Origin of the sequence: Streptomyces pseudogriseolus, assembly GCA_002154585.1 — a bacterium.
GTDB classification, from domain to species: Bacteria; Actinomycetota; Actinomycetes; order Streptomycetales; family Streptomycetaceae; genus Streptomyces; species Streptomyces pseudogriseolus.
On record MUNG01000565.1, the window covers coordinates 1 to 689 of the forward strand.

The 689-nt window shown below is 72.1% G+C and carries 1 protein-coding gene; it reads right to left on the reverse strand.

Annotation, left to right across the window (positions count from 1 at the left end):
* Positions 1-689: sensor histidine kinase (locus CCN29_RS32745; protein WP_442538628.1), on the reverse strand; the 689-nt coding region annotated here is incomplete at both ends.

Here is a 689-nt window from a genome sequence, read left to right on the forward strand (position 1 = left end):
GCACCGAAGAACCCCCCGCCCGCGACCGCACCCCGTCCCCACCGGCACGCAGCACCCCGAGCATCTCCCGCAACTCCGTCAACGCCTGCCGGCCCATGTCCCCCACCAGCGCCGCGTTCCGCACCGCCTTCTCCGGATCCTTCCGCGCCACCGCCTGCAACGCCGCCGCATGCACCACCATCAGACTCACCCGGTGCGCCACCACGTCATGCATCTCCCGCGCGATCCGCGTCCGCTCCTCACCCCGCGCCCACTCCGCACGCTCCTCGGCCCGCTCCGCGAGCAACTGAAGCTCCCGCTCCAGACTGTCCGCCCGCTCCCGCAGACTCTCCATCAGCCGCCGCCGCGCGCCCACGTACAGACCCAGCAGCACCGGCGGAGCCGTCACCCCCAGCGCCATCGTCACCGACGCGAACGGCACCAGCCAGTCACCGACCTCCACATCCCCCCGCGCGATGTCCTGCCGCAACCGCACGAACATCACGATCAGCACACCGACCGACTGCATCCCCGCCAGCGACCCGATGATCCGCCGCGGCAGATCCGACGCCGCCAGCGAATACAGCCCCACGATCCCCAGCAGAAACCCCATCGCCGCCGGCGTCACCGCGATCGCCACCAGCACCACCGCGATCGGCCAACGGCGCCGCACCAGCAGCACCGCCCCCGCCACCAGCCCGAACACCACC